The sequence below is a fragment of the Halomonas sp. ATBC28 genome (genome assembly GCF_005937175.1).
In the GTDB taxonomy this organism is placed as follows: Bacteria; Pseudomonadota; Gammaproteobacteria; order Pseudomonadales; family Halomonadaceae; genus Vreelandella; species Vreelandella titanicae.
The window spans coordinates 1-396 of record NZ_VCQL01000183.1 but is presented as its reverse complement, the minus strand read 5'-3'; the positions used below and the strand labels follow the sequence as shown (position 1 = coordinate 396).

Annotated in this window: 1 protein-coding gene; it reads left to right on the top strand. The window is 61.1% G+C overall.

What is annotated here, in order from left to right; genetic code table 11:
• On the top strand, window positions 1-396 hold a 396-nt coding region (phnH, locus tag E0L35_RS25945), incomplete at both ends, for a phosphonate C-P lyase system protein PhnH (RefSeq protein ID WP_212751732.1).

The window sequence follows — 396 nt, the reverse complement described above, 5'->3', positions numbered from 1 at the left end:
CTTTTATGCTTCCCGTGCAGGATGCCCAGCACAGTTTTCGTCGCCTGTTAAAGGCCATGAGCGAGCCGGGCGTGATTGTCGCCCTGCATCAGCTCAAACGCGGCTGGCAACCGCTGAATATCGCCACCACCAGCGTGCTGCTGACGCTGGCCGATAACGACACGCCGGTGTGGCTTTCTACCCCATTAAATAACGATATCGTCAACCAGAGCCTGCGTTTTCATACCAACGCGCCGCTGGTCAGCCAGCCGGAACAGGCGACCTTCGCGGTGACGGATGAGGCGATTTCCAGCGAACAGCTCAACGCCCTTTCCACCGGCACCGCCGTTGCGCCGGAAGCGGGCGCGACGCTGATTTTACAGGTCGCCAGCCTGAGCGGCGGGCGCATGTTGCGTC